At 60.1% G+C, this 23,009-nt stretch carries 15 protein-coding genes; 11 read left to right on the top strand and 4 right to left on the bottom strand.

What is annotated here, in order from left to right:
- Positions 1-148: 148 nt before the first annotated feature.
- Positions 149-1,636, top strand: a complete 1,488-nt coding sequence (putP, locus tag JQ845_RS09950) for a sodium/proline symporter PutP (protein WP_003438880.1) — start codon at positions 149-151, stop codon at positions 1,634-1,636.
- A gap of 189 nt (positions 1,637-1,825) precedes the next feature.
- A complete protein-coding gene (locus tag JQ845_RS09945; RefSeq protein WP_003438881.1) occupies positions 1,826-2,662 on the top strand; it encodes a 23S rRNA (adenine(2030)-N(6))-methyltransferase RlmJ in 837 nt (278 codons plus the stop codon).
- Positions 2,663-2,759: 97 nt separating this feature from the next.
- On the opposite strand, the gene msrA is transcribed toward JQ845_RS09945, so the two are convergent.
- The 4 genes from msrA to aceE form a co-directional block, all read right to left on the bottom strand.
- A complete protein-coding gene (gene msrA, locus JQ845_RS09940; RefSeq protein WP_003438892.1) occupies positions 2,760-3,410 on the bottom strand; it encodes a peptide-methionine (S)-S-oxide reductase MsrA in 651 nt (216 codons plus the stop codon).
- A 67-nt stretch (positions 3,411-3,477) separates the two neighbouring features.
- A complete protein-coding gene (locus tag JQ845_RS09935) occupies positions 3,478-6,174 on the bottom strand; it encodes a sensor domain-containing phosphodiesterase (RefSeq protein ID WP_003438895.1) in 2,697 nt (898 codons plus the stop codon).
- Positions 6,175-6,551: 377 nt separating this feature from the next.
- Positions 6,552-8,195, bottom strand: coding sequence for a dihydrolipoyllysine-residue acetyltransferase (gene aceF, locus JQ845_RS09930; protein ID WP_003438897.1), 1,644 nt, complete (start codon positions 8,193-8,195; stop codon positions 6,552-6,554).
- Between the two features lie 11 nt (positions 8,196-8,206).
- Positions 8,207-10,852 carry a pyruvate dehydrogenase (acetyl-transferring), homodimeric type gene (aceE, locus tag JQ845_RS09925; protein ID WP_003438900.1) on the bottom strand — a complete coding sequence of 882 codons (2,646 nt, stop codon included), beginning with the start codon at positions 10,850-10,852 and terminating at the stop codon, positions 8,207-8,209.
- A 384-nt stretch (positions 10,853-11,236) separates the two neighbouring features.
- Between aceE and glnE the strand changes: the two genes are divergently transcribed.
- From glnE to JQ845_RS09880, 9 genes are all read left to right on the top strand, one after another.
- Positions 11,237-14,179, top strand: a complete 2,943-nt coding sequence (gene glnE, locus JQ845_RS09920; RefSeq protein WP_203008938.1) for a bifunctional [glutamate--ammonia ligase]-adenylyl-L-tyrosine phosphorylase/[glutamate--ammonia-ligase] adenylyltransferase — start codon at positions 11,237-11,239, stop codon at positions 14,177-14,179.
- Between the two features lie 85 nt (positions 14,180-14,264).
- On the top strand, positions 14,265-15,188 hold the full coding sequence (locus JQ845_RS09915) for a branched-chain amino acid transaminase (protein ID WP_003438904.1): 924 nt from the start codon (positions 14,265-14,267) through the stop codon (positions 15,186-15,188).
- Positions 15,189-15,423: 235 nt separating this feature from the next.
- Positions 15,424-16,458 (top strand): lipopolysaccharide heptosyltransferase II, encoded by a 1,035-nt coding sequence (waaF, locus tag JQ845_RS09910; RefSeq protein WP_003438906.1) that lies wholly within the window; start codon positions 15,424-15,426, stop codon positions 16,456-16,458.
- Positions 16,459-17,520, top strand: a complete 1,062-nt coding sequence (waaC, locus tag JQ845_RS09905; RefSeq protein WP_003438909.1) for a lipopolysaccharide heptosyltransferase I — start codon at positions 16,459-16,461, stop codon at positions 17,518-17,520.
- Positions 17,520-18,644 carry a glycosyltransferase family 4 protein gene (locus JQ845_RS09900; protein ID WP_003438913.1) on the top strand — a complete coding sequence of 375 codons (1,125 nt, stop codon included), beginning with the start codon at positions 17,520-17,522 and terminating at the stop codon, positions 18,642-18,644. The genes waaC and JQ845_RS09900 overlap by 1 nt, the downstream gene beginning before the upstream one ends.
- Entirely contained in the window at positions 18,641-19,447 is an 807-nt protein-coding gene (rfaP, locus tag JQ845_RS09895; protein WP_010656268.1) for a lipopolysaccharide core heptose(I) kinase RfaP, read from the top strand. Before JQ845_RS09900 ends, rfaP begins: the two co-directional genes overlap by 4 nt.
- A complete protein-coding gene (locus JQ845_RS09890) occupies positions 19,447-20,181 on the top strand; it encodes a lipopolysaccharide kinase InaA family protein (protein WP_003438919.1) in 735 nt (244 codons plus the stop codon). Before rfaP ends, JQ845_RS09890 begins: the two co-directional genes overlap by 1 nt.
- Positions 20,178-20,930: a lipopolysaccharide kinase InaA family protein gene (locus JQ845_RS09885; protein ID WP_003438921.1), complete on the top strand. Its 753-nt coding sequence runs from the start codon at positions 20,178-20,180 to the stop codon at positions 20,928-20,930. The genes JQ845_RS09890 and JQ845_RS09885 overlap by 4 nt, the downstream gene beginning before the upstream one ends.
- The gene (locus JQ845_RS09880) at positions 20,930-22,369 is read left to right on the top strand and encodes a lipopolysaccharide kinase InaA family protein (protein WP_203008937.1); all 1,440 of its coding nucleotides are present in this window, start codon (positions 20,930-20,932) and stop codon (positions 22,367-22,369) included. Before JQ845_RS09885 ends, JQ845_RS09880 begins: the two co-directional genes overlap by 1 nt.
- Positions 22,370-23,009: the final 640 nt, after the last annotated feature.

The following is a 23,009-nucleotide window of genomic DNA, read 5'->3' as shown; positions in this document are numbered from 1 at the left end:
GAAATACAGATTGGTTCATCGGCTGGTGGATTTTCTGGGGAAACATCAGTCATAAATGCGCGGCCAGGTTAATCGTCTCAGACAGGACGTTTGTGAGCGTACGGCCAGACCGCCGCTAAACATAAAAACAATGCCAGGGCTTAACTCAATGATTGTAAGTAACCCAACCCTGATCACGTTCGTGATCTATATCTCGGCAATGGTGCTGATCGGCTTTATGGCCTATCGCTCCACCAACAACCTTTCTGACTATATTCTCGGTGGCCGTAGCCTGGGCAGCGTAGTGACTGCATTGTCCGCTGGCGCCTCCGACATGAGCGGCTGGTTGTTGATGGGTTTGCCGGGCGCGATCTATATGTCCGGGCTGTCGGAAAGCTGGATTGCCATCGGTCTGGTGACCGGTGCCTACCTGAACTGGCTGTTTGTTGCCGGCCGTCTGCGGGTGCAGACCGAGCACAACGGTGATGCGCTGACCCTGCCGGATTACTTCTCCAGCCGTTTTGAAGACCAAAGCGGACTGTTGCGGATTATCTCGGCAATCGTGATTCTGGTGTTCTTCACCATCTACTGCGCGTCCGGCATCGTGGCCGGTGCCCGCCTGTTTGAAAGCACCTTCGGCATGTCTTACGAGACTGCGCTGTGGGCCGGTGCTGCAGCGACCATCGCTTACACCTTCGTCGGTGGTTTTCTGGCGGTCAGCTGGACAGACACCGTACAAGCAACCCTTATGATCTTCGCGCTGATCCTGACGCCGATCATCGTGCTGCTGGCCACGGGTGGCGTTGATACCACCTTCCTGGCAATCGAAGCCAACGATCCAAGCAACTTCGACATGCTCAAGGGCACTTCCTTCATCGGCATCATCTCGCTGATGGGCTGGGGTCTGGGTTACTTCGGTCAACCGCACATTCTGGCGCGTTTCATGGCCGCCGATTCGGTGAAGTCGATCGCCAAGGCGCGTCGCATTTCCATGACCTGGATGATCCTGTGCCTGGCCGGTACCGTCGCCGTGGGCTTCTTTGGTATTGCTTACTTCTCGGCACACCCGGAAGTGGCAGGTCCTGTGAATGAAAACCCTGAGCGTGTGTTCATCGAACTGGCCAAGCTGCTGTTCAACCCCTGGATTGCCGGTGTCCTGCTGTCGGCCATTCTGGCGGCCGTGATGAGTACCTTGAGCTGCCAGCTGCTGGTGTGCTCCAGCGCCCTGACCGAGGACTTCTACAAATCTTTCCTGCGCAAGAATGCTTCCCAGAAAGAGCTGGTGTGGGTCGGTCGTCTGATGGTGCTGGCCGTTGCGTTGATCGCAATCGCGCTGGCTGCCAACCCCGAGAACCGCGTTCTGGGCCTGGTTAGCTATGCTTGGGCAGGCTTCGGTGCTGCTTTCGGTCCAGTGGTACTGATCTCGGTACTGTGGAAAGGCATGACTCGCAATGGCGCGCTGGCCGGTATTCTGGTGGGTGCAGTCACTGTGATCGTGTGGAAGCAGTTCTCCCTGTTCGGTCTGTACGAAATCATCCCGGGCTTCATCTTTGCCAGCATTGCCATTGTGCTGGTCAGCTCCATGGGCAAAGGCCCAAGCAAGAAGATGATCGAGCGCTTCGACGCTGCCGAGAAAGATTTCCAGCAAAACAGCTAAGTGTTTTGAGCCAGGGCCAGCTCTGCCGGCCTTGAGAAAAGGCCCGTCTCCTTTGGAGGCGGGCCTTTTTTTTTGCTTTGCGCGGCACCGCTGGCCCTGCCTGGCTGCACCGTTTGGCGCGGCCACGGGCTTAACCCCTGACGTTATTCGCTGCACAGGGTAAACTTCGCCCCCTGCGCAGGAGCAACCATGAACTATCGTCACGCCTTCCACGCCGGCAACCACGCCGACGTCTTTAAACACATTGTCTTGACCCGCCTCATCGCCCTGATGTCGCGTAAAGATCAACCTTTTGCCTACCTCGATACCCACGCCGGGATCGGCTTGTACGACCTCAAGGGCGACCAGGCCAATCGCACGGGTGAGTACCTGGAAGGGATTGCGCGGTTGTGGGGCAAGAAGAATTTGCCGGCGGTGACTGCCGATTACATGCAGGTGCTGAACAAAATGAACCCGGATGGCGAGTTGCGCTACTACCCGGGTTCGCCTGAGCTGGCGCGGTGTTTGACCCGTTCCCAGGATCGCGTGTTGCTGAACGAGAAGCACCCGGAAGACGGTGTGTTGCTCAAAGACAACATGAAAGGCGATCGGCGGGTGGCGGTGCATCTGGGTGAAGGCTGGCATGTGCCGCGGGCACTGCTGCCAGTGGCCGAGAAGCGCGGACTGATGCTGATCGACCCGCCGTTTGAAAAGCTCGATGAGATGAAGCGCTGCGCCGAATCGCTGAAAGATGCGATCAGCCGTATGCGTCAAACCGTGGTGGCGATCTGGTACCCGATCAAGGACAAGCGCCAGTTGCGTCGCTTCTATCAGGACCTGGCAGGTTCAGGTGCGCCGAAATTGCTTCAGGTCGAGTTGTTCGTGCACCCTCTGGACACCCCTGGCAGCCTCAATGGCTCCGGCCTGGCCATTGCCAATCCGCCGTGGGGGCTGGAAGAAGAGCTGCGTGAGTTGATGCCGTGGCTGGCCAAGCATCTGGGGCAGACCCAGGGCGGCTTTCAGATGGAATGGTTGATCGCAGAGTAATTGGCATCAGGCAAAACCAATCGCGAGCAAGCTCGCTCCTACAGGTATCAACTAAACCTGTAGGAGCGAGCTTGCTCGCGATGTTGTTTGTGTCACCTCAAATCGGGCAGGTCACGCCGGTGCCACCGATACCGCAGTAGCCTTCCGGGTTTTTCGCCAGGTATTGCTGGTGATAGGCCTCGGCGAAGTAGACCGTAGGGGCCTGGTCGATTTCGGTGGTGATGGTGCCCAGGCCAGCTTTGGTCAGCTCGGCCTGGAATGCGGCTTTGCTGGCCAGTGCCTCATCCAGCTGTTCCGGTGTGGTGCAGTAGATAACCGACCGGTACTGGGTACCGATGTCGTTGCCCTGGCGCATGCCCTGGGTCGGGTTGTGCAGCTCCCAGAACATTTTCAACAGTTCTGCGTAGCTGACTTTGTCCTGGTCGTAGACCACCAGAACCACTTCGGTATGGCCGGTCAGGCCCGAGCAGACTTCTTCGTAGGTCGGGTTCGGGGTGAAGCCGCCGGCGTAGCCCACGACGGTGCTGACTACGCCTTCACGCTGCCAGAACTTGCGTTCTGCGCCCCAGAAACAACCCAGGCCGAAAATGGCAAAGCCGACATTGCCGATAAAGGGGCCCAGCAGCGGGGTGTCTTTGTGTACGAAGTGGTAGTCCGGCAACACCATTGGCGTTTCGCGGCCCGGCAGGGCCTGTTCTTGAGTAGGTAGCACGTTTTTATTCACCAGGATTTCCGAGCGCAAGACCATGTTGCAAGTCCTCTCAGTCAGATTGTAGGAATTAAGATCTGCAGTTTGCCCCAGTGTTACGTCGTTGTCAGGCCAGGGGGCCACGCGGATAGCGTTTGAGTCGGGTCACCAGTTCGCTGCCGGGGATCGGGCGGTCGAACAGGTAACCCTGGCCCACATCGCAACGATGGCGGCGCAGGAACGCCAACTGTGCAGCGGTTTCGATGCCTTCGGCAACCACTTTGAGTTTGAGGTTGTGGGCCATGGCGATCACGGCAGAGGTGATCTCCATGTCGTTCTGGTTGTCCGGGATGTCATTGATAAAGCTGCGGTCGATCTTGAGGATGTCGATCGGGAATTTTTTCAGGTAGCTGAGCGATGAATAACCGGTGCCAAAATCGTCCATGGCCAGGGTCAGGCCGAGCTTTTTGAGCTGATCGAGTTGCAGGCGCGTGTCATCGGTGGCTTCCAGCAGCAGGCCTTCGGTCAGTTCGAGCTCCAGCAGCGAGGCGGGCAGCCGTTCTTCCTTGAGGATGCTGGCAATCGAGGCCACCAGATCCGGGTCGGAAAACTGCTTGGGCGACAAATTGATTGCCACCTGCAGGTTGCCCAGGCCTTCGCCGGCCAGCTGTTTGCTCATGCGGCAGGCCTGGCGCGCGACCCATTTGCCAATCGGAATGATCAACCCGGTTTCCTCGGCCACGCTGATGAACTGGTCAGGGCGGATCATGCCTTTTTCCGGGTGGTTCCAGCGCAGCAGGGCTTCCATGCCCAGCAGCCGGCCGCTGCGCAGGCAGAGTTTGGGCTGGTAGAACACGTCGAGTTCATTTTGCGTCAGGGCCCGGCGCAGATTGTTTTCGACGAAGAGTTTGTAGCTGGCTTCGGCGTTCAGGGCTTCGGTGAACACTTGCACCTGGTGCTTGCCGTTGGCTTTGGCCTTGTGCAGTGCCAGCCCGGCGTTGCGCATCAGGGTTTGCGGGTCGCGCCCGTGCAAGGGCGAGCAGGCGACGCCAACCGAGCCCGTAACGCTGATTAGCTGGTTGTCGACGAACATCGGCTTGTCGAGGGTCATCAGCAGCTGGCTGGCGATTTTCTGCCCGGTCTCCAGGCCCGTGTCATCGAGCAGTACGGCGAATTCGTTACTGGCGAAGCGCGCCAGGTTGTCGCTGGGGTTGAGGCTGTTGCGCAACCGCCTGGCCAGGCTGATCAGCAGTTTGTCGCCAGTCTGGTGGCCGAGGCTGTCATTGATGCGCTTGAAGTTGTCGATGTCTACCAGCAGCAGGCATACCTGGGTGGTGCTGTTGCGGGCGAAGCGCTCATCGAGGTTGCGAATGAACGCCGGGCGGTTGCCCAGATTGGTCAGGTTGTCGGTGTAGGCCAGACGCTCGATGCGCTGCTGTGCCAGTTTGGAGTCGGTGATGTCTTCGTAAATGCCGATGTAATGGGTCAGTTCGCGGTTGTCGCCATAGACCTTGGAGATCGACATCTGGCCCCAGTAGGGCTCCAGGTTTTTGCGCCGGCTTTTGAATTCGCCTTGCCAGCTATTGCCTTTGCTCAGGCTTGAGTGCGCATCAAACAGCAGATCGCTGAGGTTCTCCAGTGCGGGCAGTTCCGACAGCTTGTGCCCCTGCACTTCGTCGGAACTGTACTGGGTGATGGCGGTAAAGCTGGGGTTGACGTATTCGACCACTCCCATGCAGTTGACCAGCAGGAAAGCGTTGGCGCTTTGTTCGACCGCCCGCTGGAACAGGTGCAGGGCGTTGGTGGCGGTACGCCGGTTGTGGTTGTTGATGACTTGGGCGAACTGGTCAGCCAGTTCGCCGGCAAAGGCAATTTCATCCGCCTGCCAGACCCGGGTTTTGCCGGTTTGCTCCAGGCACAGCACGCCGACCACCTGGCCGTCGATGCGGATACTGGCATCGAGCATGGCGTTGGCATCGCGTCGACCCGGGCTCGCCATCAGCTCGCGGGTGCGCGGGTCATGGTTGGCATTCTGGGCATCGATGGAGCGGCTGGTGTGCAGGGCTTCGAGATAGTCCGGAAACGCACTGGCGTCGAAAATTCCCTGCTCGACAAAGGCCTGGCTTTCGCGCTGATACGCAGAGATAGGCAGCAGCTGGTTGCCTTCAAGGTTCCACAGGCTGGCGCCGTCCACTTGATAAATCTCGCAGGCGCTACGGGTAATCAGTTCCGCTGCCTCTTGCAGCGAGTTGTGCTGGCTATACCGGTGGCGGGCCAGCAGCAGGATCAGATCCTGTTGCGCCCGCACCCGCTCCAGATGCTGGAGTTGCTCTTGCTGGGCCCGCTGGTTGAGCTCCAGGGCGATGTGCAGGCGGCTGTGCTGGGTTTCGGGCCCGGCTGGCGGCGCAGCAGGCAGTGCGCTGTTGACCGCGCTTTCGACCACCAGCAGGTAGCCGCGCAGCAAGTGCCGATTGTGCTGTTTGTAAGCTTCGCCCAGCTCCATCAGGTTCAGCGCGCCCTGGGGGGTGTGCAGGGTGTAATGCACCACGTAGTGGGGGCTGGTCCTGAGTTGCAGTTCAATCGCGTCATGCAGCTGGTAGCGGGCCTTGGGCTCCATCAGGCTGGCATAGGGCGAGCCGGTGAGCGCGCACAGCTCTGCCGCTGGCAGGCCAAACTGGCGTTCGCAGTGGGGGTCCAGGTAGAGCAGTGCCCAGCTGGCTTCATTAAGCCGTTCGAAACGCAGCATGCCGAGCCGGGAGGGCACGGGTAACTGGGTCACGACCTCGGCTGCCATACGCAGGGCAGCATCGGGTTGGCTTTTCATTAAGACACTCGCTTTACAAATGCTGATTGCACACGGGCTGGCGCCCTGTTCCTGCGGTCGGTGGTCTGGGGCAAGGTTGCATCAAGCTCACGACGCTGACAAGTGAGCATGCAGGCTCAGGTCGCTATCGGCAGGCTTGCCGATAGCTGCAGGTTGTCCGTCGGCTGTTACGCTTTTATGACTCGCCGGCTTCAGGGGCCGGCAGGCTGTAATCATCCCTGGCAAGCCGGCTCCCGCAGGTTTATGGGGGAAGCGGCTGGCCAGCAAAAAATGCGGGCAAAAAAAGCCCCGCCAAACGGGCGGGGTTGAGGTACGAGCGTGGCGCTCGGAAAACTGTGCGCTACTCCGGCCTTCCCTGGGGAAGGCCGGGGCGTGGCTTACAACAGGATGGTGCGGATGTCGCCCAGCAAGTCGCTCAGGCGCTTGGTGAAGCGTGCAGCCGCTGCGCCGTTGATCACACGGTGATCGTAGGACAGCGACAGAGGCAGCATCAGTTTCGGCTGGAAGGCTTTGCCGTCCCAGACTGGCTGGATGGTTGCCTTGGAAACGCCGAGGATCGCCACTTCCGGTGCGTTGACGATCGGCGTGAAGCCGGTGCCGCCAATGTGCCCGAGGCTGGAAATGGTGAAGCAGGCGCCCTGCATGTCGTCAGCGGTGAGCTTCTTGTCGCGGGCCTTGGCAGCCAGTGCGGCGGCCTCGGCAGCAAGCTGCAACAGGCTTTTCTGGTCGACGTTTTTGATCACAGGGACCAGCAGTCCATCCGGGGTGTCTACGGCAAAGCCGATGTTGACGTACTTCTTGCGGATGATCGCTTTGCCGCTTGGCGCCAGCGAGCTGTTGAAGTCCGGCATTTCCTTGAGCAGGTGGGCGCAGGACTTGAGCAGCAGAGGCAGTACGGTCAGCTTGACGCCGGCTTTTTCTGCGACGGCTTTTTGCGCGACGCGGAAGGCTTCCAGCTCGGTGATGTCAGCCTGGTCGAACTGGGTCACGTGCGGGATGTTCAGCCAGCTGCGGTGCAGGCTCGACGCGCCGATTTGCATCAGGCGGGTCATGGCCACTTCTTCAACTTCGCCGAAGCGGCTGAAGTCCACTACCGGGATCGGAGGAATGCCCGCGCCGCCGGTTGCACCGGCTGCCGGAGCTTCCTTGGCCTTCTGCATCATGGTTTTGACGTAAGCCTGCACGTCTTCTTTGATCACACGACCATGGGGGCCGCTTGGGCTGACCGCGCTCAGCTCGACGCCGAACTCGCGGGCCAGTTGACGCACGGCGGGGCCGGCGTGAACTTTGGCACCGCTTGCTGCTGGTGCAGCGGCCGGGGCTGGGGCTGGTGCCGCAGCTTTGGCAGCCGGTGCAGCAGGTGCAGCAGCAGGCGCTTCAGCTTTGGCCGCAGCAGGAGCTGCAGCCTGGGCCGGTGCCGCTGGCGCAGCAGCGCCCGCGACCTTGAGCTTGAGGATGAAGTCGCCAGTGCCGACTTCGTCATCCAGCTTGACCGAAATGCTTTCAACCACACCGGCGGCCGGCGATGGAATTTCCATGCTGGCTTTGTCGGATTCGAGGGTGATCAGCGATTGATCAGCCTCAACGGTATCGCCGGCCTTGACCAGGATCTCGATGATCTTGGCTTTGCCCGACGAGCCGATGTCCGGGACGTGAATGTCCTGGACGGTGGATTGTGCAGGTGCTGCAGCCGGGGCCGCAGGGGCCTCGGCAGCAGGGGCGGCAGCCGGTTTTTCTGCAGCGGCAGGTGCCGCTGCAGGGGCTGGTGCTTCAGGGGCTGCAGCGCCACCTTCAACTTCCAGCTCCAGCAGTTCGTCGCCTTCTTTCAGGCGGTCGCCCAGCTTGACCTTCAGGCTCTTGACGACGCCGGCCTTGGGAGCAGGGATTTCCATGCTCGCCTTGTCCGACTCCAGCGTCAGGATGCTTTGATCGGCTTCGATACGGTCGCCGACCTTTACAAACAGTTCGATGACTTCGCCGTCACCGCTGCCGATGTCAGGTACTCGAATGAGTTCGCTCACAAAAATTCTCCTCAGCAGTCCAGTGGGTTGCGTTTTTCCGGGTTGATGCCGAACTTGACGATGGCTTCAGCCACCACTTTCGGTTCGATATCGCCACGGTCAGCCAATGCTTCAAGGGCTGCCAACACCACGAAGTGACGGTCTACTTCAAAGAAGTGACGCAGTTTTTTGCGGCTGTCGCTGCGGCCGAAACCATCAGTGCCCAGCACTTTGAATTCCTTGACCGGTACCCACTGACGAATCTGCTCGGCGAACAGCTTCATGTAGTCGGTGGAGGCAATGACCGGACCTTTACGGCCAGTCAGGCACTCTTCGACATAGCTCAGCTGAGGCTTCTGGCCCGGGTGCAGACGGTTGCTGCGCTCAACGGCCAGGCCGTCGCGACGCAGTTCGTTGAAGCTGGTAACGCTCCATACGTCAGCACCGATGTTGAAGTCTTCACGCAGGATTTTCGCCGCTTCACGCACTTCGCGCAGGATGGTGCCGGAGCCCATCAGCTGAACGTGGTGAGCTGCTTCCTTGGTGTCTTCTTCAAGCAGGTACATGCCCTTGACGATGCCTTCCTCAACACCGGCCGGCATGGCTGGCTGCTGGTACGACTCGTTCATCACGGTGATGTAGTAGAAGACGTCCTGTTGCTCTTCGGTCATCTTCTTCATGCCGTCCTGAATGATCACCGCCAGCTCGTAGCCGTAGGTCGGATCAAAGGTGCGGCAGTTCGGGATAGTGCTGGCCAGGATGTGGCTGTGACCGTCTTCGTGCTGCAGGCCTTCACCGTTGAGCGTGGTACGCCCGGCGGTGCCGCCGATCAGGAAGCCACGGGTGCGGCTGTCGCCGGCGGCCCAGGCCAGGTCGCCAATACGCTGGAAACCGAACATCGAGTAGAAGATGTAGAACGGCAGCATTGGCTGGTTGTGGTTGGAGTACGAAGTACCGGCGGCGATGAAGGAGCTCATGGCGCCTGCTTCGTTGATGCCTTCTTCGAGAATCTGACCTTTCTTGTCTTCGCGGTAGAACATCACCTGGTCTTTATCAACCGGCTCGTAGAGCTGGCCGACGGACGAGTAGATGCCCAGTTGGCGGAACATGCCTTCCATACCGAAGGTACGGGCTTCGTCCGGGATGATCGGAACGATGCGCTGACCGATGTCCTTGTCCTTCACCAGCTGTGCCAGGATGCGCACGAACGCCATGGTGGTGGAAATTTCACGGTCGCCGGAACCGTCAAGGATGGCCTTGAGCGTGTCCAGTGGCGGGGTAGGGATGCTCAGGCTCTTGGCGCGGCGCTGAGGGACGAAGCCGCCCAGTGCAGTGCGACGTTCGCTCAGGTAGCGGGCTTCGGCGCTGCCTTCTTCGGGTTTGAAGAATGGCAGGCTTTCGATTTCGTCGTCTTTGACCGGAATGTCGAAACGGTCGCGGAACAGCTTCAGGCTTTCAACATCAACTTTCTTGGTGTTGTGCGCAGTGTTCTTCGCTTCGCCGGCACCGGTGCCATAACCCTTGATGGTCTTGGCCAGGATGACGGTTGGCTGGTTTTTGTGGTTGACCGCTTCGTGGTACGCCGCATAGACCTTGTACGGGTCGTGGCCGCCACGGTTGAGCTTCCAGATCTCGTCGTCGGACAGATCGGCAACCATCGCCTTGAGTTCTGGCGTGTTGAAGAAGTGCTCGCGCACGAACGCGCCGTCTTTGGCTTTGTAGTTCTGGTACTCGCCGTCGATGACTTCGTCCATGCGACGTTGCAGGATACCGTCGACGTCCTTGGCCAGCAGCGGATCCCAGAAACGGCCCCAGATGACTTTGGTCACGTTCCAGTGAGCGCCGCGGAACACGCCTTCGAGTTCCTGGATGATCTTGCCGTTGCCGCGAACCGGGCCATCAAGGCGCTGCAGGTTGCAGTTGATGACGAAGATCAGGTTGTCGAGGTTTTCGCGGCCTGCCAGGGAGATGGCGCCCAGGGATTCCGGCTCGTCACACTCGCCGTCACCCAGGAAGCACCAGACTTTTTGCTTGCCGGCAGGAATGTAGCCACGGGCTTCCAGGTACTTCATGAAGCGTGCCTGATAGATCGCCTGGATCGGGCCAAGGCCCATGGATACAGTCGGGAACTGCCAGAAGTCGGGCATCAGCCAAGGGTGCGGGTAGGACGACAGGCCCTGACCGTCGACTTCCTGGCGGAAGTTGTTCATTTGATCTTCGGTGATGCGGCCTTCCATGAACGCGCGGGCGTAAACGCCTGGCGAGGTGTGACCCTGGAAGTAGATCAGGTCGCCGCCATGTTCTTCGGTCGGAGCCTGGAAGAAGTAGTTGAAACCGATGTCATACAGCGTTGCGCTGGAAGCGAAACTGGAGATGTGACCGCCCAGGTCAGAATCTTTCAAGTTCGTGCGCATGACCATCGCCATCGCGTTCCAGCGTACCAGCGAGCGAATGCGGCGTTCCATGAACAGGTCGCCAGGCATGCGTGCTTCGTGGGTAACGGGAATCGTGTTGCGGTATGGCGTGGTGATGGCGTACGGCAGTTGCGAACCGGTGCGTGTAGCGAGCTCACCCATACGGGTCATCAGATAGTGAGCGCGTTCTTCGCCTTCTTTGTCGAGAACCGATTCCAGGGCGTCCAGCCATTCCTGGGTTTCGACGGGATCGAGGTCTTGCATGGCTTGCTCCAGGGCGGAAAGGCTTCCAGAATCGGTTGCCTGAGTTTGCGACTGGCCTTGTGGGCAGACGACATAAATTCTTGGATGACCGGAGGGTTGATTCCGGCGTTGTGTAGTTTTACTACAAATCGTCGGCCATTTCAGCCTTTCGAGTATGTTGCTCAGTAGTAAAACTACAGGAAAGCATAGGGTGCTTGCCTGTTGCGTTGTGTGAAAAATCGATATTGTTAGTGCTTGATTTGCAATTTGATCTTCAGATTGCAGGTTGGCTGCCAATTAAATAGAAATTTCAGCTATTTGTAACCTTTGTTCGACAGTCGGATTTAACCGCTGTTTCTTCCTGTCACCGTACTCGGCAACACCTTCGCCGATCAAGGATAGACCATGAGCCTTCCCTCGCTTGCCGCAATTCCGAGCCTTTTATTGCCACTTGTCAGCCGTAGCGAGCAGTCATGGCGCGCTGCTGTTGCGCAACTTGCCGGCGAGCACGGGCTTGATGACTGGTCGCCAGAGCGCTGGGCTGCCTTTGAGCGGGTGAGTGCGGCGAGCGACTTCTTTATTGAACAGTCATTGCGTGATCCTGTGATGTTGCTTGATCTGGTGCGCAGTGGGGAGCTGGACCGCAGTTTCAAACCTGGTGAGTTGTGCGGGCAAATCGCAGAAGCTGTCGAGACGGCCGCCACCGATGACGAATTGGGGCGCGTGCTGCGGCGTCAGCGCACCCGTCAGCAAATCCGGATTATCTGGCGTGACCTCAACCGCCAGGCCGATCTGGTTGAAACCTGCCGCGACCTGTCGGACATGGCCGATGCCAGCATCGATCAGGCCTATCGCTGGTTGTATCAGCGCCATTGCCAGCAATTCGGTACGCCTACCGGGCATCGCAGTGGCGAACCGCAGCCAATGGTGATTCTGGGGATGGGCAAGCTGGGCGCCGTGGAGCTCAACCTGTCATCGGACATCGACCTGATTTTCGCCTACCCCGAGGGCGGCGAAACCGTCGGGGCAAAGCGTGCGCTGGACAATCAGGAGTTCTTTATCCGTCTGGGCCAGCGCCTGATCAAGGCCCTGGACCCGATGACCGTTGACGGTTTTGTATTCCGTGTCGACATGCGCCTGCGCCCTTACGGTTCCTCGGGGGCCCTGGTGCTGAGTTTCAACGCTCTGGAGCAGTACTACCAGGACCAGGGGCGCGACTGGGAGCGCTACGCCATGATCAAGGCCCGGGTCGTGGCCGGTGATCAGGCGATGGGGGCACAGTTGCTCAGTTTGCTGCGCCCGTTCGTGTACCGGCGCTACCTCGATTTTTCGGCGATAGAAGCCCTGCGCACCATGAAACAGCTGATCCAGCAGGAAGTGCGGCGCAAGGGCATGGCCGACAACATCAAGCTGGGTGCCGGCGGGATTCGTGAAGTCGAGTTTATCGCCCAGGCCTTCCAGCTGATCCACGGCGGCCGCGACCTCAGCCTGCAGCAGCGTCCGCTGCTGACAGTGCTGGGCATTCTCGAAGGCCAGGGCTACCTGCCCGCGCAGGTGGTCAGCGAGTTGCGTGAAGGTTACGAATTTTTGCGTTACACCGAACACGCCATTCAGGCCATTGCCGATCGCCAGACCCAAATGCTGCCGGACACCGAGCAGGATCAGGCGCGTATCGCATTCATGATGGGGTTCGACAACTGGGCCGCGTTCCATGAACAGTTGATGATGTGGCGCGGCCGTATCGACTGGCATTTCCGTCAGGTGATTGCCGACCCGGACGAAGAAGAGGACATCGACGAAGGTGAGCTGATCGTCGGCGGTGAGTGGTTGCCGTTGTGGGAAGAAGTCCAGGATGACGCCGCGGCCTGCGCGCAACTGCAGGAAGCCGGGTTTGTCGATGCTCCCAATGCCTTGAAGCAACTGGCCAGCCTGCGCTCCAGCCCGCAACTGCGTGCCATGCAGCGTTTGGGACGCGAGCGGCTGGATGCCTTTATTCCGCGTTTGCTGGCTCAGGCGGTCGAACATGCCAACCCCGATCTGGTGCTGGAACGGGTGTTGCCGCTGGTGGAGGCGGTGGCCCGGCGTTCCGCGTATCTAGTGTTGCTGACCGAAAACCCTGACGCCCTGCGGCGCCTGCTGACCCTGTGTGCGGCCAGTCCATGGATTGCCGAACAGATCACCCGCTTCCCGCTGTTGCTCGATGAGTTGCTCAATGAAAGTCGTCTGTTCAAACCACCCCTGGCCCCGGAGCTGGCCGCTGAACTGCGCGAACGCCTGACGCGGATCCCGGAGGACGACCTTGAGCAGCAAATGGAGGCCTTGCGTAACTTCAAACTGGCCCACCGCCTGCGGGTTGCGGCCTCGGAAATTGCCGGCAGCCTGCCTTTAATGAAGGTCAGCGATTACCTTACCTGGCTGGCCGAAGCCATTCTGCAACAAGTGCTGGCGCTGGCCTGGCGCCAGACAGTGGCCAAGTACGGCACGCCGCAGCGGGTCGACGGCAGTCTGTGCGATCCCGGTTTCATTATCGTGGGCTATGGCAAAGTGGGCGGGATCGAGCTGGGGCACGGCTCGGATCTGGATCTGGTGTTTATTCACGATGGCGACCCCAACGCTGACACCGATGGTCCCAAGCCCATCGACAGCGCGCAGTTTTTCACCCGTCTGGGCCAGCGCATCATCCACTTGCTGACGGCCCAGACCAACTCCGGGCAGCTGTATGAAGTTGACATGCGCTTGCGCCCGTCAGGCGCTTCAGGGCTGTTGGTCAGCTCGCTCGGCGCTTTCGAGCGCTACCAGCAAAGCGAAGCCTGGACCTGGGAACACCAGGCGCTGGTGCGGGCCCGGGTCCTGGTCGGTTGCAAGCAAGTGGGCGCAGCATTCGAGCAAGTGCGTGCGAGCATTCTGTGCCGGGAGCGCGATTTGCCGACCCTGCGCCAGGAAGTCAGCGAGATGCGGGCCAAAATGCGTGGCAACCTCGGTACCCGGATCACTGCTGCAGGCACCGCGGAAAATGCCTTCCAGGCCACGGTGCCGTTCGACCTCAAGCAGGACGCCGGTGGTATCGTCGATATTGAATTTATGGTGCAATACGCGGCTCTGGCCTGGTCCAGGGAACACCCTGCGGTACTGCGCTACACCGATAACATCCGCATTCTGGAAGGGCTGGAGCAGGACGGGCTGATACCCGCCGCTGATGCTGCCCTGTTGCGCGAGGCTTACAAGGCCTTTCGCGCCGTAGCCCACCGGCAAGCCTTGCAGAAGGAGGCCGGGGTGGTCACGGGGGATCAATTTGTGGTCGAACGTCAACACGTACGGCGCATTTGGTCTGAGCTAGGATTGAGCTAGAAAACGTATCCGGCGGGTTCATAAGGCCCGTCCAATTTGCCTGACGTGTCATGCGCAGGTGCTGGATTCTTTGAGGAGCGTAATGATGTCGATGGCTGATCGTGATGGTGTGATCTGGTATGACGGCAAGCTGGTGCCGTGGCGCGATGCGACAACCCACGTGCTGACCCATACCCTGCACTACGGCATGGGCGTGTTTGAAGGTGTGCGCGCGTATGAAACCCCGCAAGGCCCGGCGATTTTCCGCCTGCAGGCGCACACTGACCGCCTGTTCGATTCGGCCCACATCATGGGCATGAAGATCCCGTTCAGCAAAGACGAAATCAACGAAGCGACCCGCCTGGCGGTGCGTGAAAACAACCTCGACAGCGCCTACATCCGGCCGATGGTGTTCTACGGATCTGAAGCCATGGGCCTGCGTGCCACCGGCCTTAAAGTCCATGTGATCATCGCCCCGTGGAGCTGGGGTGCCTATATGGGCGCCGAAGCCCTGGAAGTCGGGATCAAGGTGCGTACCAGCTCCTTCACCCGTCACCACGTGAACATCTCCATGACCCGGGCCAAGGCCAACGGTCACTACATCAACTCGATGCTGGCCCTGCAGGAAGCGATTTCCGGCGGTGCTGACGAAGCGTTGCTGCTGGACCCGGAAGGCTTCGTGGCTGAAGGCTCGGGCGAAAACGTATTCCTGATCAAGGACGGCGTGATTTACACCCCGGACGTGACGGCTTGCCTGAACGGCATCACCCGCAGCACGATCCTGACCCTGGCCACCGAGCTTGGGTACAAATTTGTAGAAAAACGCATTACCCGGGACGAGGTTTACATCGCCGACGAAGCCTTCTTTACCGGCACTGCCGCTGAAGTGACGCCGATTCGCGAAGTTGACGGGCGACTGATCGGTATTGGCCGTCGCGGTCCGATTACCGAAAAACTGCAAAAAGCCTACTTTGATCTGGTAACCGGCAAGACTACTGCTCACCCAGAGTGGCGTACACTGGTCAAATAAAGCGATATGGCACTACAGCGGGGAGGCGAATGCCTGATTCCCGTCAGTTAAATGAACGCTGTTTCTGTAGGAGCGAGCTTGCTCGCGATGGTCGTTAACGCTAACGCGTGTTTACTGGATAAACGCGGCGCTATCGAGATCATCGCGAGACAAGCCCGCTCCTGCGGTTGAGGTAACAGGGCTTTTAACAGACAGGTATCAGGCGAATGCCTCCCTTGCTCGTTTATGGAAACTTATGAATATTTTGATCGTTGGGCCCAGCTGGGTCGGTGACATGGTGATGGCACAGACACTGTTCCAGTGCCTGAAACAGCGTCATCCGGATTGCGCAATCGATGTGCTGGCCCCCGAGTGGAGCCGGCCCATCCTTGAGCGCATGCCTGAAGTTCGTCAGGCCTTGAGCTTTCCGCTCGGCCACGGCGCACTCGAACTGGCCACGCGACGCAAGATCGGCAAGTCCCTCAAGGGTCAATACGATCAGGCAATCCTGCTGCCCAACTCGCTGAAATCGGCACTGGTGCCGTTTTTCGCCGGTATCCCCAAACGCACCGGCTGGCGCGGCGAGTTCCGCTACGGCCTGCTCAACGATGTGCGCAAGCTCGATAAAGATCGCTATCCGTTGATGATCGAGCGCTTTATGGCCCTGGCCTATGAGCCCGGGGCAGACCTGCCCCGGCCGTACCCGCGTCCTGCGTTGCAAATCGACCCGGTGAGTCGCGCTGCGGCACTGGGCAAATTCGGTCTGGCGCTGGACCGCCCGGTGCTGGCGCTGTGCCCGGGTGCCGAGTTTGGCGAGTCCAAGCGCTGGCCGTCGGAGCACTACGCGGCGGTGGCCGAGCAAAAAATTCGCGAAGGCTGGCAAGTCTGGCTGTTCGGTTCCAAAAACGATCACGGGGTGGGCGAAGACATCCGCGCGCGGCTGATTCCGGGGCTGCGCGAAGAGTCGGTCAACCTCAGCGGCGAGACTTCCCTGGCGGAAGCCATTGACCTGCTGTCGTGCGCCGATGCGGTGGTGTCCAACGATTCCGGGCTGATGCACGTGGCGGCGGCGCTTAATCGCCCGTTGGTGGCGGTGTATGGCTCCACGTCGCCGGGCTTCACCCCGCCCCTGGCCGACAAGGTCGAGATCGTGCGCCTGGGTCTCGATTGCAGCCCCTGCTTTGATCGTACCTGCCGTTTCGGCCACTACAACTGTCTGCGTGAGTTGATGCCGCAGCCGGTGGTTGAAGCCTTGCAGCGTTTGCACGGCTCTGTGGTCGAGGTTAAATAGGTGCGCGTCCTGTTGGTAAAAACCTCATCCCTGGGGGATATCATTCATGCCCTGCCGGCATTGACCGATGCGGCGCGGGCCATTCCGGGGATCACCTTCGACTGGGTGGTGGAAGAAGGTTTTGCCGAGATTCCGACCTGGCACCCGGCAGTGGGAAAAGTCATTCCGGTGGCCATTCGCCGCTGGCGCAAGAATATCTGGCAAACCATCAAGAGCGGTGAATGGCGGCGCTTCAAGCAGAGTCTGCGCGCCGAGAAATACGACCTGGTGCTCGATGCCCAGGGCCTGCTCAAAAGTGCCTGGCTGACGCGCTATGTCAAAGCTCCGGTGGCCGGCCTGGACCAGAACTCTGCCCGCGAACCGCTGGCCAGCCGCTTTTATCAACGCCGCCTGGCCGTAGCCAGGGGGCAGCATGCAGTTGAGCGCCTGCGCCAGTTGTTTGCCGTTGCCTTGGGCTACGACCTGCCCAAGGGGCTGGGCGATTACGGGCTCGATGTTGAGCGGCTGATTGAATTACCGCGCAACAAGCCATACGTACTGTTTTTGCATGGCACCACCTGGGATACCAAACACTGGCCTGAAGTGTACTGGCGCGATCTGGCGCTACGCATGGGACACAAGGGCATTGAAGTCCGCTTGCCCTGGGGCAACCCGGCGGAAAAGGCCAGGGCAGAGCGCATTGCCAGTGGCTTGGGCAACGCCGTGGTACTGCCCAGGCTGAACCTGGCGGGTGTTGCCAGGGTGCTGGCCAGCGCCAGTGCCTGTGTGGCGGTCGATACCGGCCTTGGGCATCTGGCAGCGGCACTGGATGTGCCCACCATCTCCCTGTTCGGCCCGACCAATCCCGGCCTCACGGGTGCCTATGGCAAGGTGCAGATTCACCTGGCCAGCGATTTTCCGTGTGCCCCGTGCCTGCAGAAAAAATGTACTTACCAGCCGACTGCACAGGACCAGCAGCGGTTTGATCTGAAGAGCGAGTGGCCTTTGTGCTTCACTCGCCTGAACCCCGAGCGTGTCGCAAGTCGATTAAGCACGTTGTTACTGGCTGAGGAACTGCGCTGATGCAACTGGCTTTTGTGTTGTACAAATACTTCCCGTTTGGCGGCCTGCAACGCGATTTCATGCGCATTGCCCTGGAGTGCCAGAAGCGCGGGCACCAGATCCGGGTCTATACCATGATTTGGGAAGGCGATATTCCGCCGGGCTTCGAAGTGCTGGTGGCGCCGGTCAAGGCGTTCTTCAACCACACCCGTAATGAAAAAATGCTCGCCTGGATGCAGGCCGATCTGGCCAAGCGCCCGGTCGATCGGGTGATTGGCTTCAACAAAATGCCGGGTCTGGACGTGTACTACGCGGCGGACGGCTGTTTTGAAGACAAGGCGCAGAACCTGCGGCACGCGATGTATCGCCATTTCAAGCGCTACAAGCACTTTGCCGAATATGAGCGTGCGGTATTCGACAAGGATGCTGCGACCGAAATCCTGATGATTTCCGAGGTCCAGCAACCGCTGTTTATCAAGCATTACCAGACCCCGTTGCAGCGCTTCCATTTGCTGCCACCGGGTATCGCGCTGGACCGCCGGGCACCGGCCAACGCGGCCGAGATCCGCGCCGAGTTCCGCCGCGAATTCCAGCTGGCCGATGACGACCTGTTGCTGGTGCAGATTGGCTCCGGGTTCAAGACCAAGGGTGTGGACCGCAGCTTGAAAGCTCTGGCCGCTTTGCCCCCTGAGCTTAAAAAGCGCACCAGACTGTTCGTGATCGGCCAGGACGACCCCAAGGTCTTCCAGCTGCAAAGCGCCACCCTGGGGCTGGGCGACCATGTGCAGTTCCTTAAAGGGCGCAGTGATATCCCGCGTTTCCTGCTGGGCGCCGATTTGCTGATCCACCCGGCCTATAACGAAAACACCGGCACGGTACTGCTGGAAGCACTGGTGGCCGGGCTGCCGGTGCTGGTCAGCGCAGTGTGCGGCTATGCCCACTACATCAGCGACGCCGATTGCGGGCGGGTGCTGGACGAGCCTTTCGAGCAGAACCAGCTCAATGAATACCTGACACACATGTTGTCCGACGATGCTGCGCGTGCGGCCTGGAGCCGAAACGGCCTGGCCTACGCGCAGACGGCCGACCTCTATAGCATGCCGCAGCACGCTGCGGATGTGATTCTGGCGGAGCAACACCGATGAAACTGATTCTTGCCGAACCGTTCAAAAGCTTGTGGGCCGGACGCGATGCGTTCACCGAAGTCGAGCGTCTGGAAGGCGAGGTATACCGCGAGCTGGAGGGTCGACGTACCTTGCGTACTGAAGTCGACGGGCGTGGTTTCTTTGTGAAAATTCACCGTGGCATTGGCTGGGGTGAAGTCTTCAAAAACCTGCTGACCGCCAAGCTGCCAGTACTCGGGGCGGGCCAGGAATGGCGTGCGATCAAGCGCCTGCATGAAGTCGGCGTACCGACCATGACGGCCGTCGCCTATGGCGAAAAGGGCAGCAACCCGGCCGCGCAGCACTCGTTCATCATCACTGAAGAGCTGGCGCCCACCGTCAGCCTCGAAGACTTCAGCCTCAACTGGGTCAAACAGCCGCCGCAGCCCAAACTCAAGCACGCGCTGATCGCCGAAGTGGCACGCATGACCGGCATGATGCACCGCGCCGGGGTCAACCATCGCGACTGCTACATCTGCCACTTCCTGCTGCACACCGACAAGCCGGTCACGGCGGACAATTTCCGCCTGTCCATCATCGACCTGCACCGTGCCCAGACCCGCACTGTGATCAGCAAGCGCTGGCGCAATAAAGACCTGGCGGCGCTGTACTTCTCGGCGCTGGACATCGGCCTGACCCAACGCGACAAACTGCGCTTCCTGCGCGGTTATTTCCAGTTGCCGCTACGCCAGATCCTGCGCGAAGAAGCCCGCCTGCTGGCGTGGCTGGAAGGCAAGGCAAGCAAACTCTATGAACGCAAACTGCGTTATGGGGATGCACTGTAATGGCGGGTTGGAATCTGGAACCGGCTTACAGCGCTCTGGCAGCGGATTTTGGCACTCTGGACGCGGTCTTCGCCTTGCAGGGAGAGCACCTGACCCGTGATCCGCTGTCCGAAGTGATTCGCGTCGAGCGCGCCGGGGTCAATTATTACGTCAAGCGCTACACCGGAGCCGGTAAAGGCTTGCGCCGTTATCTGGGGCGGCCGCGGGTCAAATCCGAATGGCAAAACCTCAAGCGTTTCGCCAAGTGGGGCATTCCCACGGCAGAGGTCGTGGCCTGGGGCCTTGAGCGCAGCGGTGCGGCTTATGCCCGTGGCGCCCTGATTACTCGCGAACTGCCCAATACCCGCGACTTGTCAGAACTGGCCGACAACCACGATCCGTTGCTCAAGGATCGGCTCTGGGTCGACGGTGTGAGTCGTCAACTGGCTCGCTATACGCGGATCATGCACGACCACCGCTTCACCCATAACGACCTCAAGTGGCGCAACTTGCTGATCGACGATCAGGCAAAACTGTATTTGATCGACTGCCCCAATGGCGACTTCTGGCGCGGTTTCTGGCTCAAGTACCGCATCACCAAAGACCTGGCCTGCCTCGACAAAGTGGCCAAATACCACCTGACTGCCACCCAGCGCCTGCGTTTTTATTTCCAGTACACGGGGCGTAATACACTCAATGCGGCGGACAAAGAGCGGGTTCGTCATATCGTGCGTTTCTTTGAGGGCCGGGAATGACTGATTTTATTGCAGGCACTGACCGCGCCTTGCTTGAGCGTAACGGGCTGGCCGACTTTGATGCATTGTGGGCCGTGCAACTGGACGCGGTGGACGAACCCAACACCAGTGGTGGTGGCTGGAGCAGCGTGTTTCGTATGGATCTGGAAGGCCAGGGCTTTTACCTCAAGCGCCAGAGTAATTACCTGACCCGCACCCTGCATAGCCCCCTGGGCGAGCCGAGTTTTGCCCGCGAGTTTCGCAATATCGAGCGCTACAAAACGCTGGGTATTCCGGCGCTGGAGGCCGTGTTCTTCGGCGAGCGCAAAGTGCCGGGCGAACGTCGGGCGATCCTGATGACCCGCGCTCTGGATGGCTGGAATGACCTGGATTCTTTGCTCGAACAGTGGCCGCAGCTGACAGCCGGGCAACAGCAGGCGATCTTGCAGGCATGCGGTCAATTGGCCCGCCGGCTGCACGCGGTGCGCCAGGTTCACGGCTGCTTTTATCCCAAACACATATTCCTGCAGCCTGACGGTGCGGCCTATCGCGCGCAACTGATCGATCTGGAGAAAACCCGCCCGTTGCTGCTGGGGCAGCGTGATCGGGTCAAGGACATCGAGCCGTTGCTGCGCCGGGCAGATGCCTGGACTGAAGCCGGGGTGCGCGCCTTGCTCGCCGCCTATCTGGAGCAACCGGCTGACAGCGGCCTGGTGGATGCGTGGTATCAGCGCCTTAACCTGCGCCGTAGTCGCAAAGGGGAACGTTGATGCGCCTGTCCGAATTGCAAAAAGCCGGGCGTGCGCCGGGTTTGCCGCTCAGCATTGAACTGGCGGACGCCGCCGGGCCGGCGCGGTTGCAACTATTGACCTTGCTGCGTGTATTGCCGGGCCAGCGCTATGTCGGCGCCGGTGTCTGGCGCGGGCGTGCGGTACTGGCCAAGTTGATGGTCGGCCCTAAAGCCGCGCGCAATTTTCAGCGTGAACTCAATGGCGTGCGTCTGCTGGCCGATCAAGGCCTGACCACCCCTTTGCTGCTGGCCGACGGTTTGCAGGAAGGCGAGGGCGGCTGGTTGTTGTTCGAATTTCTGGAAGACGCCCAAAGCCTCGATATGGCCTGGAAAGCCGTGCAGGCTCTGCCGGTACTGTCCGATGAGCAGCAAGCTGTTCTGGCAGAGGCCCTGGGGGCGATCGGGCAGATGCACCTCAAGGGGCTCTGGCAGCAAGACCTGCACCTGGACAACCTGCTGCGTCACAACGGCAAACTGTATTTGATCGACGGTGCGGGGATTTGCGTCGAAGAGGCGGGCAAGCCGCTGTCGCGACAAAAAGTACTGGAGAATCTCGGCGTGTTCTTCGCCCAGTTGCCGAAAAGCCTGGAGCCTTTTATCGAAGAATTGCTGGTGCATTACCTGCTCAGCAATGGTGAACACGCACTGCCGCTGGAAGCGCTGCTCAAGCAGGTGGAGAAAGTCCGTGCCTGGCGGCTGAACGACTTTTTGACCAAGGTCGGGCGCGACTGCACCTTGTTTAGCGTGCAGCGCGGGGCTTTTGCCCTGCGCGCCATTCGCCGCGACCAGGAGGCGGCGATGCTGCCGGTACTGGCTCAAGCCGATGCCTTGCTCGATCGGGGGCACCTGTACAAGACCGGTGGCGCGGCGAGTGTTGGCAAGGTCGAAGTGGCGGGCCGCACGCTGGTGGTCAAGCGCTACAACATCAAGGGCTTTGCCCACTGGCTCAAGCGCTTCTGGCGTCCGAGCCGGGCCTGGCATTCGTGGCGCGAGGGCAACCGCCTGGGGTTTCTCGGCATTGCTACGCCCAGGCCGCTGGCGCTGCTGGAAACACGTTTTTGCTGGCTGCGCGGTAAAGCGTATCTGGTGACCGAGTACTTGCCGGGTGCGGACATCATCGAGCGCTTTGCGCCCTATGTTGAGCAGGGTGATGCGCCAGAAGTCGAGTTGCAGGCGCTGGATGGCCTGTTTGCCGATTTGATCCGCGAGCGCATCAGCCATGGAGACCTCAAGGGTCACAACGTGTTCTGGGACGAAGGGCGCTGGGCACTGATTGATCTGGATTCAATGTGTCAGCACCGCTCCCTGAGTAGTTTCGCCCCGGCCTATGTCCGCGACCGTGCACGCTTCATGCGTAACTGGCCGGTGGACAGTGCCTTGTATCAAGTGATCGACGGCCGCCTGCCCAGACAGCCTTGACCCCAACCCTCTGTAGGAGCGAGCTTGCTCGCGAGCTTTTCATTGCGACGTTGGAAGAGCTCGCGAGACAAGCTCGCTCCTACGGGGGGGATGCGCTGTTTGTATCTGGCCCCGGCGGCCCCCGGTAGCCCTGATCCCCCAACCCTCTGTAGGAGCGAGCTTTTCATTGCGACGTTGGAAGAGCTCGCGAGACAAGCTCGCTCCTACGGGGGGGATGCGCTGTTTGTATCTGGCCCCGGCGGCCCCCGGTAGCCCTGATCCCCCAACCCTCTGTAGGAGCGAGCTTTTCATTGCGACGTTGGAAGAGCTCGCGAGACAAGCTCGCTCCTACGGGGGGGATGCGCTGTTTGTATCTGGCCCCGGCGGCCCCCGGTAGCCCTGATCCCCCAACCCTCTGTAGGAGCGAGCTTTTCATTGCGACGTTGGAAGAGCTCGCGAGACAAGCTCGCTCCTACGGGGGGGATGCGCTGTTTGTATCTGGCCCCGGCGGCCCCCGGTAGCCCTGATCCCCCAACCCTCTGTAGGAGCGAGCTTGCTCGCGAGCGTTTCGTTGCGGCGTTGGAAGAGCTCGCGAGACAAGCTCGCTCCTACGGGGGGATTCGCTGTTTGTATCTGGCCCCGGCGGCCCCGGTAGCCCTGA

The sequence above is a fragment of the Pseudomonas paraversuta genome, from assembly GCF_904063065.1.
GTDB classification, from domain to species: Bacteria; Pseudomonadota; Gammaproteobacteria; order Pseudomonadales; family Pseudomonadaceae; genus Aquipseudomonas; species Aquipseudomonas paraversuta.
Note: the sequence above shows the minus strand (reverse complement) of the source record. Positions and strands in the feature narration are given on the sequence as shown.

Bases quoted from the DNA above. Each gene is read 5' to 3' on its own strand.
- putP (WP_003438880.1), top strand. From the start codon at position 149: ATGATTGTAAGTAACCCAACCCTGATCACGTTCGTGATCTATATCTCG.
- JQ845_RS09945 (WP_003438881.1), top strand. From the start codon at position 1,826: ATGAACTATCGTCACGCCTTCCACGCCGGCAACCACGCCGACGTCTTT.
- msrA (WP_003438892.1), bottom strand. From the start codon at position 3,410: ATGGTCTTGCGCTCGGAAATCCTGGTGAATAAAAACGTGCTACCTACT.
- JQ845_RS09935 (WP_003438895.1), bottom strand. From the start codon at position 6,174: ATGAAAAGCCAACCCGATGCTGCCCTGCGTATGGCAGCCGAGGTCGTG.
- aceE (WP_003438900.1), bottom strand. From the start codon at position 10,852: ATGCAAGACCTCGATCCCGTCGAAACCCAGGAATGGCTGGACGCCCTG.
- glnE (WP_203008938.1), top strand. From the start codon at position 11,237: ATGAGCCTTCCCTCGCTTGCCGCAATTCCGAGCCTTTTATTGCCACTT.
- JQ845_RS09915 (WP_003438904.1), top strand. From the start codon at position 14,265: ATGTCGATGGCTGATCGTGATGGTGTGATCTGGTATGACGGCAAGCTG.
- waaF (WP_003438906.1), top strand. From the start codon at position 15,424: ATGAATATTTTGATCGTTGGGCCCAGCTGGGTCGGTGACATGGTGATG.
- JQ845_RS09900 (WP_003438913.1), top strand. From the start codon at position 17,520: ATGCAACTGGCTTTTGTGTTGTACAAATACTTCCCGTTTGGCGGCCTG.
- rfaP (WP_010656268.1), top strand. From the start codon at position 18,641: ATGAAACTGATTCTTGCCGAACCGTTCAAAAGCTTGTGGGCCGGACGC.
- JQ845_RS09890 (WP_003438919.1), top strand. From the start codon at position 19,447: ATGGCGGGTTGGAATCTGGAACCGGCTTACAGCGCTCTGGCAGCGGAT.
- JQ845_RS09885 (WP_003438921.1), top strand. From the start codon at position 20,178: ATGACTGATTTTATTGCAGGCACTGACCGCGCCTTGCTTGAGCGTAAC.
- JQ845_RS09880 (WP_203008937.1), top strand. From the start codon at position 20,930: ATGCGCCTGTCCGAATTGCAAAAAGCCGGGCGTGCGCCGGGTTTGCCG.